This is a genomic window from Rubripirellula obstinata, from assembly GCF_001642955.1.
In the GTDB taxonomy this organism is placed as follows: Bacteria; Planctomycetota; Planctomycetia; order Pirellulales; family Pirellulaceae; genus Rubripirellula; species Rubripirellula obstinata.
Genome location: NZ_LWSK01000025.1, coordinates 17,870 through 33,380 on the forward strand (window position 1 = coordinate 17,870; position 15,511 = coordinate 33,380).

General features: G+C 54.5%; 12 protein-coding genes. 6 read left to right on the forward strand and 6 right to left on the reverse strand.

The genetic code is table 11. From position 1 onward, the window contains the following. Positions 1–124: 124 nt before the first annotated feature. From trxA to RC85_RS09135, 4 genes are all read right to left on the reverse strand, one after another. A complete protein-coding gene (gene trxA / locus RC85_RS09120; RefSeq protein WP_068261490.1) occupies positions 125–445 on the reverse strand; it encodes a thioredoxin in 321 nt (106 codons plus the stop codon). Positions 446–565: 120 nt separating this feature from the next. Further along, complete coding sequence (locus tag RC85_RS09125) at positions 566–1,255, reverse strand: NUDIX hydrolase (protein WP_068261493.1); 690 nt, start codon at positions 1,253–1,255, stop codon at positions 566–568. A gap of 159 nt (positions 1,256–1,414) precedes the next feature. Beyond that, the gene (locus RC85_RS09130; protein WP_068261496.1) at positions 1,415–2,161 is read right to left on the reverse strand and encodes a sugar phosphate isomerase/epimerase family protein; all 747 of its coding nucleotides are present in this window, start codon (positions 2,159–2,161) and stop codon (positions 1,415–1,417) included. 67 nt (positions 2,162–2,228) lie between these two features. Next, complete coding sequence (locus RC85_RS09135; protein ID WP_068261499.1) at positions 2,229–2,810, reverse strand: shikimate kinase; 582 nt, start codon at positions 2,808–2,810, stop codon at positions 2,229–2,231. 87 nt (positions 2,811–2,897) lie between these two features. On the opposite strand from RC85_RS09135, the gene RC85_RS09140 reads away from it, so the two are divergent. The 6 genes from RC85_RS09140 to sdhB all read left to right on the forward strand — a co-directional run bounded on the left by RC85_RS09140 (position 2,898) and on the right by sdhB (position 10,363). Next, positions 2,898–4,091 (forward strand): hypothetical protein, encoded by a 1,194-nt coding sequence (locus RC85_RS09140; protein WP_068261502.1) that lies wholly within the window; start codon positions 2,898–2,900, stop codon positions 4,089–4,091. Positions 4,092–4,523: 432 nt separating this feature from the next. Further along, positions 4,524–5,594 carry a ferrochelatase gene (locus RC85_RS09145; RefSeq protein ID WP_068261505.1) on the forward strand — a complete coding sequence of 357 codons (1,071 nt, stop codon included), beginning with the start codon at positions 4,524–4,526 and terminating at the stop codon, positions 5,592–5,594. A gap of 496 nt (positions 5,595–6,090) precedes the next feature. Further along, the gene (locus RC85_RS09150; RefSeq protein ID WP_068261510.1) at positions 6,091–6,348 is read left to right on the forward strand and encodes a DUF4404 family protein; all 258 of its coding nucleotides are present in this window, start codon (positions 6,091–6,093) and stop codon (positions 6,346–6,348) included. A gap of 188 nt (positions 6,349–6,536) precedes the next feature. Further along, a complete protein-coding gene (locus RC85_RS09155; protein ID WP_068261513.1) occupies positions 6,537–7,373 on the forward strand; it encodes a succinate dehydrogenase cytochrome b558 subunit in 837 nt (278 codons plus the stop codon). Positions 7,374–7,435: 62 nt separating this feature from the next. Continuing rightward, positions 7,436–9,430 (forward strand): succinate dehydrogenase flavoprotein subunit, encoded by a 1,995-nt coding sequence (sdhA, locus tag RC85_RS09160; protein ID WP_068261517.1) that lies wholly within the window; start codon positions 7,436–7,438, stop codon positions 9,428–9,430. A gap of 78 nt (positions 9,431–9,508) precedes the next feature. After that, positions 9,509–10,363, forward strand: coding sequence for a succinate dehydrogenase iron-sulfur subunit (gene sdhB, locus RC85_RS09165; protein WP_068261520.1), 855 nt, complete (start codon positions 9,509–9,511; stop codon positions 10,361–10,363). A 167-nt stretch (positions 10,364–10,530) separates the two neighbouring features. Here the strand turns inward: sdhB and RC85_RS09170 are convergent, their stop codons facing one another. After that, the gene (locus tag RC85_RS09170; protein ID WP_068261523.1) at positions 10,531–14,559 is read right to left on the reverse strand and encodes a protein kinase domain-containing protein; all 4,029 of its coding nucleotides are present in this window, start codon (positions 14,557–14,559) and stop codon (positions 10,531–10,533) included. After that, positions 14,556–15,161 (reverse strand): ECF-type sigma factor, encoded by a 606-nt coding sequence (locus tag RC85_RS09175; protein ID WP_068261526.1) that lies wholly within the window; start codon positions 15,159–15,161, stop codon positions 14,556–14,558. The genes RC85_RS09170 and RC85_RS09175 overlap by 4 nt, the downstream gene beginning before the upstream one ends. Between the last annotated feature and the right edge of the window lie 350 nt (positions 15,162–15,511).

Genomic DNA, 15,511 nt, shown 5'->3' on the forward strand with positions numbered 1-15,511 from the left:
GCGCGTCCGGGGGACGCTGCACGCTGGACGCTGGAGGCTGCACGCGCGGGGCGATGCCCACGCGGTTAAACAGTTGGGGAATCGCGCGGGGCGTTGCCCACGCGGTTAAACAATCAATCCGAAACTATGCGTCGAGTGCTTCTTGAAGCGCTGACTTCGGACGCACGCCTACGAAACTTTCGGAGACTTCGCCAGCCTTGAACACCAACAGAGTTGGGATGCTGCTGATGCCGAACTTTTGTGCGACACCAGGGTGATCGTCGATGTTTACTTTGCCGATCTTCACAGCCGGATTTTCTGAAGCAAGCTCATCAATCATGGGGGCGATTTGGCGGCAAGGACCACACCAGGGTGCCCAGAAATCGACCAACACAGGCGTGTCGGATTTCAAAACTTCGCTGTCGAAGTTGTCTTCAGTAAATTCTTTTACGGCGTCTGAAGCCATGGCTGAGTCCTCGGTAGATCCGAAAGTGTTATGGTCGTGAAAGTGAAAACGGGCGTCTTCGTCGGCAGATTGTATGCTCGATTTCCTAAAATGGCAGCCCGCTGTCCAAGTTTCGCTCAGTTAAAGCAATAACTGGGCCAATTGATGCAACATCATCGCTGTTGCACCCCAAACGCGGTGAACCTGATCGCGATTTCGGACTTCAATCGCCGGTGCGCTGAACTTGACTTCGCCAACATGACTGCCGTTTTCGGATACCACCAACCGGCGGTGCGAAGTCCGCTGGCGTCGATCCGGATCAATCAACTGGGAAACGGGCAACAGGATCACTTTGGCGACTTCGACCGGGTCCGGCTGCCAAGCTTGTTCCGGCGGATCCGTGACGATCACCATTGGATGGACTTGATTGTCGCTGGCGTAGACGTAGTAGCTGGCAAGTTCGCCACACGCCCGATGCACGCGCGGCCGCACGCCTAATTCTTCGGTGTATTCACGAGTAGCCGCCTGCAACATGGTCTCGCCACGTTCGGCTCGCCCGCCGGGAAAACAGATTTGTCCGCCGTGATGCATCAGCGTTGTTGGACGCAGCGTCAGTGGGATCGTCCAGCCGAGTTGGTCGTGCTGAAACAGCGTGATGGCGACCGCTGCGATTCGCGATGACCGACGTGCCGGGCCGCGATGACGTCCATAGGCAAGCTGTGGTGCAAACGAACGGCCCGGTTTGATACGTCTCGCCAACAACCGACGGGTCAGGTGGTCAGCCAGTTCGGCCTGCGACCACTGCAGTAATTCGGTTGCGTTCGGTTTCACTCAGGCCTTACCCAAAATAACGTCATGAACTTGGATCCCACCAAATCCCAACCCGAACGCGTAAGCGAGGGATTTACGAGTTAACCGGAATTCCTCGCTTACGCGTTCGGGTTGCGAAATTGGGACATTGTTTCGGGGCAATTCCTTGATTCAAAAGTCTTAAATCAAAGTTTCAAGCAGGCGACGTAGTTTCCGCAGCTCCACGCGATGATCAAAACCTTCGATCGGCGACATGTGAACCGTCATCGCTCGATCGTACTTCTCGCGATTCAACTGAGTCACCAGCTTGCCGTAATCGACTTCGCCCTGACCGACGCTGACCTGAAAATCGTCGGGCCGCGAATCACGCAGGTGGGTGTTACAGACGTACTTTAGAATCTTGTCCAGGCTCTTGTTCTTCGCCGGGCCAGCAATGTAGACGCTTGGGTCCAGCGTGATGCCAAGGCCGTCAACGTTATTGCACAGCACCATCAATGTGTCGGGATCGTCGCTCAGGCAACCCAATTGGCTGCGAACGCTGACGCGAACTCCTTCGGCTTCGCCAATTTCAACCAGCTTCTTTAGTCGCTCGACTTCTTCGTTAAACGGCGTGCCATGTTCGCCCGACGGCACGGTCATGTTGACCACTTTGGTCGTCTTCGCCATTTTGCAAAGCATGCCAAAATCGGCGTAGTGCTGATCGCCGGTGCTGGCCAATTCAACGCTGTAGCCGGAAATATCCAGGCGGTGCGTGTGGCGAAGAAGCTGTACGCCGCGGTCGAAATCCTCCAGCAATTCGCTTGGCTTGGTCTTTCCCGATTCGTGGATGGCGATCTCGACCGCTACAAATTCCAGGTCCGAGAGAATCTCGACGGCCTCAAGCAATTCAAGCTCGGGCCAGCATTCCGTTGATGCCGATACAAACACTGTGCGTTCCTTCCGTTATCCGTTACGTCATGGCTGCAGAAATCTTAACCGGCCTAGGTTACCTTGTTTACCCTTTGTTTGGCAACGTCAGCCAATTCGCAATTTGCCCTGCCACTTCGTCGATCGTCCGCCCGCTGGTGTCCACGCGAACATCCGACACCGCTTCATAGATCGGACGTCTTTCCAGCATCAATTTTTCGACCTCTTCCGCCATCGGCAAATCAGTCAAACCCGGCCGCTGCGATTCAGTAACATTGTCTGCCGTCAAACGAGCAACAATCTCATTCGGATCGGCATCCAGCCACACGCAAACGCCGGACTGCGAAATCACAGCTCGATTCTGCTCGCGCAGCACCGCTCCGCCACCCAGTGAGATGATGGTGGGCGATTGGGATGACGCACCGATCAAACACTGTGTTTCCAAGTCCCGAAACGCTTTCTCGCCAGCGTCACGAAAGATCTCGGCGACCGTTTTGCCTGCCGTCGAAACGATCACGGCATCGAGGTCCACGACCGGACGATCAATCAAAATCGACAAGGCGTGGGCGACCGAGGTTTTTCCGCTGCCGCGATAGCCGGTCAAATAAATTTGCCCGCGATCGAGGTGTTGTGGCCGCTGGGTGGTCGTGGTGATGCTTGGATCTGACATAATAGAACGGTAACTCCCCGGATTCGAATCAACAACGATGGCTGGTCACAACTCCGGGGTCAACGGAACGACCCACGGAATGATGAAATGAAAAAGCTAACCGTCTTCCTGTTCTTTCTCGTCTTTGTGTCGCCGCCGATCTTTCAATTTGCGTCGGCTGAAAAACCACTCAGCCCTGAATCGATTCAACGAAACCTGGATGGACCGATCGATGCCGACGATATCGCGGCCGCCAGTAGCTGGGCAACGGCATCGGGGATCACGGATTGGTTGGGGCCGTTGGCACCGGTCGCGCTGTCACCGTTCTTTGGCGTCACCTGTCTTTCGGGCTTGGCGTTGTGGGGGCCGAGCTGGATTTCGGACAACGCAGTTCTTGGAGCGGCGGGGCCGCTGGGTAACGAATGGTTGTTTGGAATTTTTTTGGTGCTGACGTTGCTGACCAGCTTGCCGCGATTGACCAAGGTGAGCAAGCCGTTTGCACAGGCCGTCGATCGCCTGGAAACTTACGCTGTGATTGTCATTTTGCTGGCGATCAAATTCGTGATGTCGATGGATTCCCCTGACCAGGAATCCGTCGCCGCGTTGCAGGTTCCCGTGATGCAGTTTGGCGTTATCAGCTTGACGTTGGACACGCTTTTGTCGATCGCGATGATCGTCAACATCTTGGTGATCAACAGCGTCAAGTTCTTTTTTGAATTCATGGTCTGGCTAACGCCGGTTCCGTTTCTGGACGCGGTTTTTGAACTCTGCAACAAATCACTTTGCGCGTTGCTGATGGGGATCTACGCGTACAGTCCCACGGTGGCGACGGCAATCAACCTGGTGCTGCTGGGGATTGCGGCGCTGATGTTGCGTTGGATCAGCCGCCGAGTTCGTTTTTACCGAACGATGATTCTGGATCCGATTTTGGCAAAGTTGTGGACAGGCTTTGGCACACCGCGGCGTCCCGAACTGATCGTGTTTCCTCAAGACGATTGCGGGCCGTTTCCTGCCAAGAGTCGTTTGAGGCTGTTTTCGACTGGCGATGGAATTTCATTGAATCAGGCAAATTGGTGGTCGCCTGAAAAGTCGCATTTGTTTTCAGCAGATTGCAAACCGATCGTGCGACGTGGTTGGGTGATGCACACGATCGAATTGAAAGACGGCCAGCAGGTGACTCAATTAAAATTCAGTCGCCGTTACAGCGACGCCGAACTGGTGAAGCTGTTAACACGAATGGGCATCGAACAGGATAAGGCGGAAGCGGCAGTGGAGACCGACCGCAGCGTCGAGTTTGCTTGAGAGACTGGCCCCGAAATACAATTGAAAGTAGGCCGTAGCGAGCCTTAGCGAGTTACGGCGGTGCGCGAATTGCCGTAACTCGCTTTGGCTCGCTACGGCCTACTTTCAAGGGTCGTGACAAGTTGACAACGACACATTTTCATCAGGCTAGGCATCGCCTGGCGCGTTGGGTGCCGCACGACGCGCGGGGCGATGCCCACGCGGTTAAACGGTTTAGAAACCCTTCACGGCGGTGGGTTCGGTTCATGCTTGGATCGGTATCCAACTGAACCCTGGCGGGATCAGCTACGGGAAAACAATGCAATTAATTGCCGGAACTGCGCTGAGCTTGTTTCGGCCTACGTTGCTGCGTTGCTGGAAAACCGCTTGTCGCTACCGTATGCTCGTTTGTCGCTCGACCTTTGCTTTTGTCTCCCCTAAACGATTAAATCGATGTCACAAGAACTGCCGCCCTACGACTCTTTCCTGCTTGTTTCATTTGGTGGTCCCGAAGGCATGGACGATGTCATGCCTTTCCTGGAAAACGTTCTGCGTGGCAAAAATGTTCCTCGCGAGCGAATGTTGGAAGTGTGCGAACACTATCGACATTACGATGGCGTCAGCCCGATCAACGAGCAGAATCGCGAACTGATGAAGGCGATCAAGGCTGAGTTCGCGTCGTCCGGTGTTGATTTGCCAATGTACTGGGGCAATCGAAATTGGAATCCGATGTTTGCCGACACGCTGCGTCAAATGCGGGACGATGGTTGCAAACGGACGTTGGCGTTTTTCACCAGCATGTTCAGTTGCTACAGCGGGTGTCGGCAATACCGCGAAAACATCATCGAAGCTCGCAAGGAAGTTGGCGAGGACGCACCGATCGTCGAAAAAGTGCGAATGGGTTTCAACCATCCTGACTTTGTCAATTCCATGGCGGATTCGCTGGCAGCCGCCTTCGCTGAATTGGAATCTGGACCCAACGACGTGACCGTTTTCTTTACCGCTCACAGCATCCCGATGTCGATGGCGGACAATTGCGATTACGAAAAACAATTGAAAGAAACATGCCGCTTGGTCGCGGAGGCTAGCGGAGCCGACCATTGGAAACTGGTTTTCCAAAGTCGCAGCGGTCCGCCGTCGCAACCATGGTTGGAACCCGATGTGTGCGATGAAATTACGACGATGCACGAAGCCGGCGAACTTGAAAAGCTGGTGATCTTGCCGATCGGTTTCGTCAGCGACCACATGGAAGTGATGTATGACTTGGACGAAGAAGCTGCGGTGCTGTGCAAGGAACACGGAATCCCAATGGCACGAGCCGCGACGGCGGGAACGTCAAAGTCGTTCGTGCAAATGATTCGCAAGTTGGTCCAGGAACGATTGACTGCCGAAAGTTCAGACCAGCCCGTCAACAAAGAAGCGGTCGGCGAACTCGGCCCGTGGCATGACGTATGCCCAGCGGATTGTTGCCAGTACACACCAAGACGCCCCGCAGGTGTTGGCGGCGGACGCCCCGGAGCGTAACAGTTCTTCCATGGTCCCATTTAGGCCGTTTCCCAGTAGGCCGTAGCGAGCGGAGCGAGTTACGGCACTCGCGCATGACGCATTCAGTTGTGCCTTTAGTCGTGCAATGCCGTAACTCGCTCCGCTCGCTACGGCCTACTTTGTTCAGTCGGGTATAGCGAATGATGGACTGAACAGGTACAGAACCCAACGCCGTGAACAGTTTCTAAGTTGTTTAACCGCGTGGGCATCGCCCCGCGCGTCCACCCGGAACAAAACGCGCGGGGCGATGCCCACGCGGCTAAACAAGCGTTGTACAGAACCCCGGCGGGCCCAGCTACGAGAAAACCGGGAAGTTATTTCGGGACAGTTCCTTAGTCGTGCAATGCCGTAACTCGCTCCGCTCGCTACGGCCTACTTTGCTGGATTCGTTTATGCTGACTGAACCCTGGCGGGATCAGCTACGTTAAAATGCTTGGATTGCTCCGCCCAAAATAACACCGCCGGAAACCAGGCCATGAGAACTGAACTTGAAAAGACGCTGGACCAATTGCATCTGCAACTGCAGGACGTCAGCGAACTTGACGAAGACGAACGGGAACAGCTTCGCGAGACGATCGCCAAGATCAAATCCAGCTTGGATGAGAGCGAGGTCAATTCGCATTCGCTTGCGACTGGATTGCAAACGGCAACCCAGTCGTTTAGTGATACTCATCCAAAGTTGACTGAGAACCTGGGGCGTGTTGCGGACATGTTGTCGCAGATGGGGATCTAGGTGTGACTTTTTGGCACATGGTTTCGGTCCATTTTGTATCGGCGTGGTCGTGACGGTGCGAAAGTTCGACGAAGTAATCCAGAAGATGCCTGTGTCTGTCTCCCATCCGAATCAATAATGCGGTAACCTTGGCGGACCAGTGTCGAAAGACATCAATGTTTCTTGCCCAATGCAATAACTAAACCAATATGAGTGCGGCTACGACTTCCTCGGCTTCCGGTACTTCGGTCTCCGCAGGTACAGCTTTCTTTACCCAACACGAATTCGCGATTCGGCGAGTTCATTCACTGTTGGGGCTTGTCCCGTTGGGCTTGTACATGGTCGTTCACTTGACGACCAACGCCAGCCTGCTGAACGGTAGCGAGACATTCCAACGAGCGGTCTTTCTGATCCATAGCCCCGGCAAACTGTTGCCGCTGATCGAATGGGCGTTCATTTTCCTGCCGCTGATTTTTCATGCGGTGATCGGCGTTTGGATCGCGAAGACAGCGAACTACAACGACGGCCACTACAAATTTGTCAACAACAAGCGGTACGTTTGGCAGCGTTGGACCGGCGTGATCGCAATGGTCTATCTGTTCTTCCACATTCTGCACCTGCACGGTTGGTTCCACGCCGATTTGTACTTGGCCGTCATCCAACCGGTGGGGTTCGGGCAGTTTAAGCCCTACAACGCCGCCAGTACCCTGGTCGCCGCGATGCAGGGCTATTTTTGGCCTGCGTTCTACCTGATTGGCGTCTGGGCATGCGTTTACCACCTGGCCAACGGCCTCTGGACCGCCGGAATCACCTGGGGTTTGTGGATTTCTCCCACCGCCCAGGAACGTGCCACAAAAGTTTGTGTGGCGATCGGCATCGGTCTTGCGGTTGTAGGTACGAGCGCTTGGTATGCCGCCGTTGCACCCGGTGAAGCCGAAATTGCCGAATATGATGCCATCGAAGATCGCATGTACGAGGCTTCGGTCGAAGCGGGCCTCGTTTCGCCAAATCCTCACAAACGCACCGAGAATTCGGACTCGGAGTAATCCGGCCGATTTTTAGTTTCAAGAACCCGACTCAAGAACCCTAAACCTGGAACGCCTTCAATATGTCTCAACAACGCGTCGTCGTCATTGGTGGTGGCCTAGCTGGCCTAGCGTCCGCCATGAAGCTTGCTGAATTAGGCACTTCGGTCGATTTGCTTTCGCTGACCCCGGTCAAACGATCGCACAGTGTTTGTGCTCAGGGAGGCATCAACAGTTGCAACGATCAGACAAGGCAACTTGGTGACAGCGAGTGGAAACACTTTGACGATACGGTCTACGGGGGTGACTTTCTGAATCACCAACCGCCCGTAAAGGAAATGACGGATTGGGCACCGAAGGTCATCGATTTGATGGACCGATTGGGTGTGCCGTTCAACCGGACTGGCGAAGGCTTCTTGGATCGTCGTCGTTTCGGCGGAACACTGTACAAACGAACGGCGTTTGCCGGTGCCACGACCGGTCAGCAATTGCTTTACGGCCTGGACGAACAAGTTCGTCGCCGCGAGAGCGAAGGTTTGGTCAAGAAGTACGAGTTCTGGGATTTCCTGGGGCCGATGTTGGACGATTCGGGTCGCTGCCGTGGTGCGATCGCGCAAGACATGGTTTCGATGGAAATTCGTGCCTTCCCCGCCGATGCAGTCGTCGTTGCGACCGGTGGTTGCGGGTTGGTTTACGGCCGCAGCACGATGAGCGTGTTCTGCAACGGCGGTGCAGCGAGTCGCTGTTTCCAAGCCGGTGCAAAGTACGGCAACGGTGAGTTCATTCAGGTTCACCCGACAGCAATTCCGGGCAGCGACAAGTTGCGTTTGATGAGCGAATCGGCTCGCGGTGAAGGCGGGCGAGTTTGGGTTCCAAGGAAGCCGCAAGATCCGCGTGCTGCAGGCGACATTCCACAGAACGAGCGGTATTATTTCCTCGAAGAACGCTATCCCAAGTACGGCAACTTGGTGCCACGTGACATCGCGACTCGCGAGATTTTCGATATCTGCGTCAATGAAGGACTCAGTATCGATGCCGAAAGAATGTCGGTCTACCTGGACCTGACCCACATTCCCAAGGCGGAATTGGATCGCAAGTTAGGCGGCATCCTGGAAATTTACGAGAAGTTCCAAGGCGTTGATCCTCGCGTTGAACCGATGCGGATTTTCCCCGCGGTTCACTACAGCATGGGTGGACTTTGGGCCGACTACGTTAAGGATGAAACCACCGGTGGATTGGTTGCCGGAGCACCACAAAACCATATGACCAACATTCCTGGTTTGTACGCGATCGGTGAATGCGATTACCACTATCACGGTGCCAACCGTCTCGGTGCGAACTCGCTGTTGTCATGCATCTTTACTGGCCTGTTCACCGGGTCGTCGATCGTCAATTACGCTGCCGATCAATCCAGTGGTCATGCGGACGTGCCGTCTTCGCTGATCGAAGGTGCCGTTGGACTGCATCAAAAACGTCACGACGATCTGCTTAGCGGTTCTGATTCAAACGACGAAAACCCTTACCTGATTCACCAGGAACTCGGCGACATTATGACTCGGGTCGCAACGGTGGTTCGCAAGAACGATCAATTGACCGATGCGATGGGCAAAGTCGACGACTTGCACCAACGAGTGCTGCGAGCCGGGCTTTCTGACACGGGATCTTGGTCAAACCAGAATGTGATTTTCACCAAGGCGGTTCAGGACATGTTCCCGCTGGCGAAAACTCTGTTGAAGGGTGCGTTGCAACGTGACGAATGCCGCGGTGCTCACTACAAACCTGAATTCGAGAAACCATCGCTGACGTCGGAGGATCCAGCCGAACGACGCCAGCAAGCCGAAGCATGGTGTGATGAGTTCGAGAAGAACAATAGCAAGTATCTCAAGAGCACGATTGCGACTTGGAACAACGACACGATGCAGCCCGAGATTACTTACGAAGACGTTGACACGTCGTTGCTTGCTCCGCGGCCTCGACTTTACGGACTGGTCGGTGGCGAAACCATCGAACAGGTTTGGAAAGAGCGAACCGAAGCGAAGCAGAACGCAGCGAAGCAAAACGAACCAGCAATGGCCTAGTTCCTACAATCCTAAGACGCGTCCACGGACGCATACTTTCATCAGTTTCAGACCAAGTTTTCATATCAGGATCGTCGCATGATCGCCCTGGACCCCAACGTAAAAAATCGACCCGAGTGGATCAACGTACGTGTGCGTCGCCAAGACGCTCCGGGACAAGAACCCTACTGGGAACTGCACAAGATTGCGTATGAGCCTGAACTCAACGTGATCACGATTTTGCAACGCATCGCTGCGCAGGCGACCACTTCGGATGGCAAAAAAGTCAACCCAGTGACATGGGATTGCGGTTGCCTAGAAGAGGTTTGCGGATCATGCACGATGGTGATCAACGGGAAGGTTCGCCAAAGCTGTAGTGCCTTGGTCGATACGCTGATGAAGGAAGATCCTGACGAACTCGTGCTGGAACCGATGAGCAAGTTTCCGGTGATCCGCGACTTGATGGTCGATCGAAAGCGATTGTTCCGTGGTCTGCAAAAGGTCAAAGCTTGGGTGCCCGTTGACAGTTATTACAACATGGGTGCAGGCGAACGGATTTTGATGGACGACCAGGAACAGAATTACCCGCTCAGCCAATGCATGAGCTGCGGTTGCTGCCTGGAAGCTTGTCCGCAATACACCAAGGTCGAATTGGTTCGCGAAGAAGGCGAAAGCGACGAAGCGTTTGAAGAGCGACAAAATAAGGCTCACGACGAGGCCTTCGTCGGAGCCAACGCGATCTCGCAGGCAGTCTTGTTCAACAATCACCCGACCGGTAAATCACTCGCGGGCGAACGCTTGGACGCCTTGATGGGACCAGGTGGAATCGCGGCTTGCGGAAACGCACAAAACTGCGTCTCGGTCTGCCCCAAGGAAATCCCGCTCACCACGTCGATCGCCAAAGCCGGCCGATCAACCACGATCCACGCGATCAAGAAGTGGTTCGAGAAGTAGGTTCAACGCATACATAGAACGGAACAAACTAAGTTCCAACGCGGCAGAACAAATGTAGGCCGTAGCGAGCCATAGCGAGTTACGGCAGTTTGCACACCGCCGTAACTCGCTATGGCTCGCTACGGCCTACAAAAACGTTCGCCGATCCGCCGTACCGCATCTGAAGTTCATCCGTGCAGGCTCTTCGTGGCACGCAATTCGAGTGACTTCGCGCCCTGTTTTTTGGCGATCGCGATAGCCTTTCGGTACCACGCTTTCACTTCCGAATCGGCAGCTCCGCGGCGAAAGGCTAACTCTCCCCGCAGTCTCGCGATTTCAGATTCGTAAAATCGCTCGCCCGTTTTGTCGGCGAACTGCTGAGCCTCAGTCAGAGCTTTTTCTGTATCATCTTGTTTGTCTGCGTTGATGCAGGCTTGGGCAAGCAGCGTGTAAAGATAATGGCAACCGGCCGCACTGCCCGCGGCACACCAATTATCGATTCCATCTTGGATCGTTTTCATCGCCGTCAACGGATCGCCGCGTTGGTCCTGCACCCAGCCTCGGATCGCCAGCGTCCAGGCATTCCAGAATGGAAAACCATATTCCTTACCAAGTCGGTCCGACAGATCACAGGTCTTTTCCGTGCGATCAACGTCGCCACGAAACTGGTGCAACCACTGTGAAAAACCGACGGGCAAGATGTAGGCGGTCGGATGTTTTAGCTGCAGTCCTTCAGCAAGCGAACGCTCGCTCTCGGCCAGCGCTCGATCGGTGTCGCCCATCAACCACAGTGCAAGTGACCAATAGGAACGAGATGTCACCCAAGGGTCGACGACTGCCATCGTTGCCACCTCCGCTCGCAGTTCCGATGTCGGCTCAATCGCCAAGACTTTTTCAAAATGCTCGCTAGCAGACTGCAATTCGCCCTTGTAAACCGACGTGGACCCCATCGCGCGATGCGCGAGCACGGTCTGGCTGGCGTCGGAAGTCTGGGAAGCAAGTTCCAGTAATTGATGCGACAGCTCCGTTGCTTCGCATAGGTTTGATTGCAGCATGTGATAACGAAGCAATCCGTAGAGCACCGGAAAGGCTTCGACGGTTGCCTTCATCTTGCGGCACAACTCGGCGGCACGCTCGTAGTTTTCGGTCACTTCAGGAGCGATGTAGCCATGAATCGACTGCAGGTGAACGCCAAGCAAGCCGCGTATCTCGACTTCGCGTTGCCTGCGTGAATTGCTGTCTTCAATTTCGTTCAAACTTTGCAAGGCAGAAATCAAATGTCGTTTCGCTTCCTCGTTGGCGGCCCGGCGGGTCGCGTGCTCGGCCGCCCGTTGCCAGTAGTCCAGTGATTCGTTCCAGCACCGTGACTGCGTGAAGTGATACGCGACCAATTCGGGGCTTCGCGCACAGAGGTCGGGAAATTCCTTTTCAATCACCGTTGCGATTCGACGATGAATGTTTAAGCGATCCGTTTCAACCATCGTCTTGTACGCGGTATCTCGGATTAGCGCGTGCTTGAACGTGTACAGAGATTTCTGGCCATGACCGTATTGGTAAACCAAGTCGGAATTGAGCAGTAAGCCGAGTTGTTTCTTCAGATCGGGTTCAGACAATTCTGTCACGGCAGCGGCGACGTCAAATCGAAAATCGCCGCCAATCGCTGAGCCCAACTGAACCACGGTGAGATCACTTTCGACGCGATCGAGCCGCGATAGCAACAATTCTTGCAGCGTCGCGGGAACTTCGCCCGCGACCAATTCGCTGGACTCGATCACCGACGCGAACTCCTCGACAAATAATGGCACCCCATCGGTCCGGTCGGCGATCAGTCGTTCCATTTCGATCGGAACAGTTTCCAGCGCCGAACATTCAAGGATCATTTCGCCGATGTGCGGTCCGGTCAGCCGTTCCAGTTCGATCGAAGTGACATTGCGATCTTCTTGCCAGCGAGATTGGAACTGCGATTGAAATTCAGGACGGTAGGTTGCGACGACCAGAATCCGATCATCTAAACCCGTTTGGATCAACCGATCAATCAGTTCTAGGCTTGATGGGTCAATCCAGTGCAGGTCTTCGACGGCAAACAAAACTTGTTGTCGTTTTGCACAACACGAAAACCATTTCAACAACAGTTTGAACGTCTTTTCTTTCTGTTGTTGAGGCGACAATTCCAGCGGTGGGTAACAACCAGCAAGCGGCAGCGACAGCAACGATGCCATCAGCGCGACTTCCTCGTCACCTTCGATGCCCAGGTCATCCAGATGCCGAACAAGTTTGCTGAGTCGTTTGATCGGGGGCAGGTCGTCATCAAAACCAAGGGCGGTCTGCAGCGAATCGATGGCTGGCTGTAAACTACTGGCTTGACGTTGTGGATCGGCTTGCCAATCGACGATCATCGGACTAGAAATTTTGACTGCGGCGGATTCTCGTTGCACATGCTGACGCAACTCGTGAAGCAGGCGAGATTTTCCGATTCCTGCTTCCCCGTGAATGACCACCGCTTGCCCCCGAGCACAGCCCGTAGTGGATCTTGTTAAAGATCCGTCCAGCGCAGGATCTTTAACAAGATCCACTACGGGGTCTTCGGCCCGCTCTGGGCAAGTCGCGACGCGGGACCAGCACTCAGCCAGTGTGGCAACCTCCGAGTCTCGCCCAACCAATCGCGTCAGCTTGCCACCGGCCCTAGCGACCTCGAACCTTCCTCGGATCCGCTGCGACAACACGATGTACGGTTTGATAACCCGGCCATCTCGCAGTCGTACAGGCTTGGCGGCCTTGGTATCAAAATAGTCTCGCACTAATCGATTGGTGCCCTCGGTCAATACGATCGCTCCACCCTGTAAATCAGTAACCTGCGAATCGATAACCTGCGCATTGACCGCAAGCTGTCGGACCACCGTTCGCACGCGACCGGACAACGAAACCGTTTCGTCTTCGTCCATTCGCAACACCGCTTCGTCGGTATGAATCGCCACCGACGCACCAAGCCGGATATTTCTGGTTCGGTACAGCTTCGCGCTCAGGTCAGCGAGCTTCTGTTGAAACTCGATCGCCATTCCGACCGCTCTTTGGGTGGCATCTTCCACGGCGATGGGGAAACCAAAACAGGCCAACAAGCCTTGATCGGTCAACTGCACGACTTTGCCCGAGTGAAGCGAAACAACGCGGCGACAAAGGTCCTGGAAATCTTCTAAGACTTGACACTGCTGTTCGATGTCCAGCGAACTAGAGATCTTTTCGGAATCAAACACATCGCAGGTCATCTGGACAACCGTTACTCGCCGCCGAGCGGATCGACGTGATCTACGAATTGATGAATCAGCGCGGATTGGAACCGTTGCGGGCGGTTCGGCCGGTTCATCGGTGTCTTCCAGCTTTTGATTGGGATCCCGAAGTGCACGGCGCAGATTCGTTGCAAAGTCATCAGCCGTGGTGAAGCGATCAGGAAAATCCTTCGCCATCGCCTTCATGCAAATCGCCTCCAACAGCGGCGGTAGGTCACGCACCAATTGTCTCGGCGGTTGCGGATCATCTTCTCGGATCTGGTTCATCAGGACGCTTGAATCGTCCGATCGAAATGGCAACTGCCCGGTCAACATCTGGTAAAAGATGACGCCCAGCGCATACAGATCGGTGCGTCCGTCGATGCGATGTCCTTCGCCGATCACCTGTTCAGGAGCCATGTACGCAGGCGTGCCAGCGACGATGCCTTTTTGGCGAGTCTGGTTCGGATGCAGGACATCATTGATGGCCAGATCAAAGTCGATAATCACGGGCGAGCGACCGCCGACCATGATGATGTTGTCCGGCTTCAAATCGCGATGGACCACACGATGAGCATGAGCGTGGGCGAGTGCGTCGGCCAATGCGATCGTGATCTGAATTGCTTCGCGAACTGTCGGCCGATGATGTTGCATCCATGATTTCAAGCTGGGGCCGTCCAGGAATTCCGAAACGATGTAGCAGTCGTCGCCGATTTGCCCGGCATCCAAAATGGACACAATTCCAGCATGCGAAAGTTGGCCAAGCGATAGGGCTTCATTCAAGATGTCGCGTTGCTGATTGCCATCGACTCGCGGCACTTTGATGGCGACCTGGCGTTGACCGACAGGATCAAACGCTTGAAAAACCGACCCAAACGCACCCTGACCCACACGACGGTGGACTTCAAATCGACCGATGGTTTTGGGGATTCCGGATGCTTGCGTTGCCGTCATGGATCGATGCCCTCGGCGGTCCAAATCTGCCGAATCAAACTCAGGCGTCGTTCAACGCTGCGTTTTGACAATTCGATTCGTTCCGCGATTTCGTCCACGCCGTACCCTTCAATTCGCAGCATCGCAATGGTTTGCAAGATATCGTCGTCCAGCGAGTTCATGAGATGCTGGCAGTCCATCGAAAACTGTTCCAGCGGCCCGCCGGGATCAGCGACTTGATCGATACCAGACGTCGAAACATCACCGAAAACGGATTCGCCGCTGACTTTTCCACCGCCACGTTTCTGATTCGTTTCCGCTCGGATGTAACCCCGCGCTTTTCTTGAAGAAATGCAGAACAAAAGCCGCCACAGTTCATCGTCACCGGCGATGTCGCCGAGTGAACCGCGCACCGCACCGGCGCAAAAACTCTTGAAAGCACTGAGCGCAACATCTTCTTCGTCCAAAACACGGCGGAGTTGACGGGGAAGTTTTTGACGGGAATAGGCTAACAAGCGTGGATAAACGTACTGCCAAAGTTCCGTCGTCGCGCGCTCGTCTCCTTCCTCTACTGCACGAATGCAGCGACTGACTTGATTGTCGGAATTGGAACGACTTGTCATGCGGTGTAGAGACCCACGGGAACGAAAGAGGTTTCCGAGTATATCTCATCCGCATGATGAAACGTCGAAGGTCCATCATCAAAATCATCGTCAAAAATTAAGCCCGCCTCACACCGCTGTGGCCAAGCGGTTCGTTGGCCCGCCAATCATCTTCAAAAACGATGCAAGCTTTAGCCATCGCCTATCGATTGGCCCGAACCCATGAACAGGGGAACACGCTTCCCTGCGAAGTTAAGCGATTCGGTGTCAATAAACGCAGAAACTTCTGAAATCCTTTCTGTTTTTCTTTAAGTTCGCGGTTGTCATTGGCGGGCGCGGGGCGGGATTTGTCACGTCATAGATAGCACGTG

Coding starts and splice junctions, on each gene's coding strand:
- RC85_RS09135 (WP_068261499.1), bottom strand. CDS start 2,810: ATGTCAGATCCAAGCATCACCACGACCACCCAGCGGCCACAACACCTC.
- RC85_RS09175 (WP_068261526.1), bottom strand. CDS start 15,161: ATGACAAGTCGTTCCAATTCCGACAATCAAGTCAGTCGCTGCATTCGT.
- RC85_RS09170 (WP_068261523.1), bottom strand. CDS start 14,559: ATGACGGCAACGCAAGCATCCGGAATCCCCAAAACCATCGGTCGATTT.
- trxA (WP_068261490.1), bottom strand. CDS start 445: ATGGCTTCAGACGCCGTAAAAGAATTTACTGAAGACAACTTCGACAGC.
- RC85_RS09155 (WP_068261513.1), top strand. CDS start 6,537: ATGAGTGCGGCTACGACTTCCTCGGCTTCCGGTACTTCGGTCTCCGCA.
- sdhA (WP_068261517.1), top strand. CDS start 7,436: ATGTCTCAACAACGCGTCGTCGTCATTGGTGGTGGCCTAGCTGGCCTA.
- RC85_RS09145 (WP_068261505.1), top strand. CDS start 4,524: ATGTCACAAGAACTGCCGCCCTACGACTCTTTCCTGCTTGTTTCATTT.
- RC85_RS09150 (WP_068261510.1), top strand. CDS start 6,091: ATGAGAACTGAACTTGAAAAGACGCTGGACCAATTGCATCTGCAACTG.
- sdhB (WP_068261520.1), top strand. CDS start 9,509: ATGATCGCCCTGGACCCCAACGTAAAAAATCGACCCGAGTGGATCAAC.
- RC85_RS09140 (WP_068261502.1), top strand. CDS start 2,898: ATGAAAAAGCTAACCGTCTTCCTGTTCTTTCTCGTCTTTGTGTCGCCG.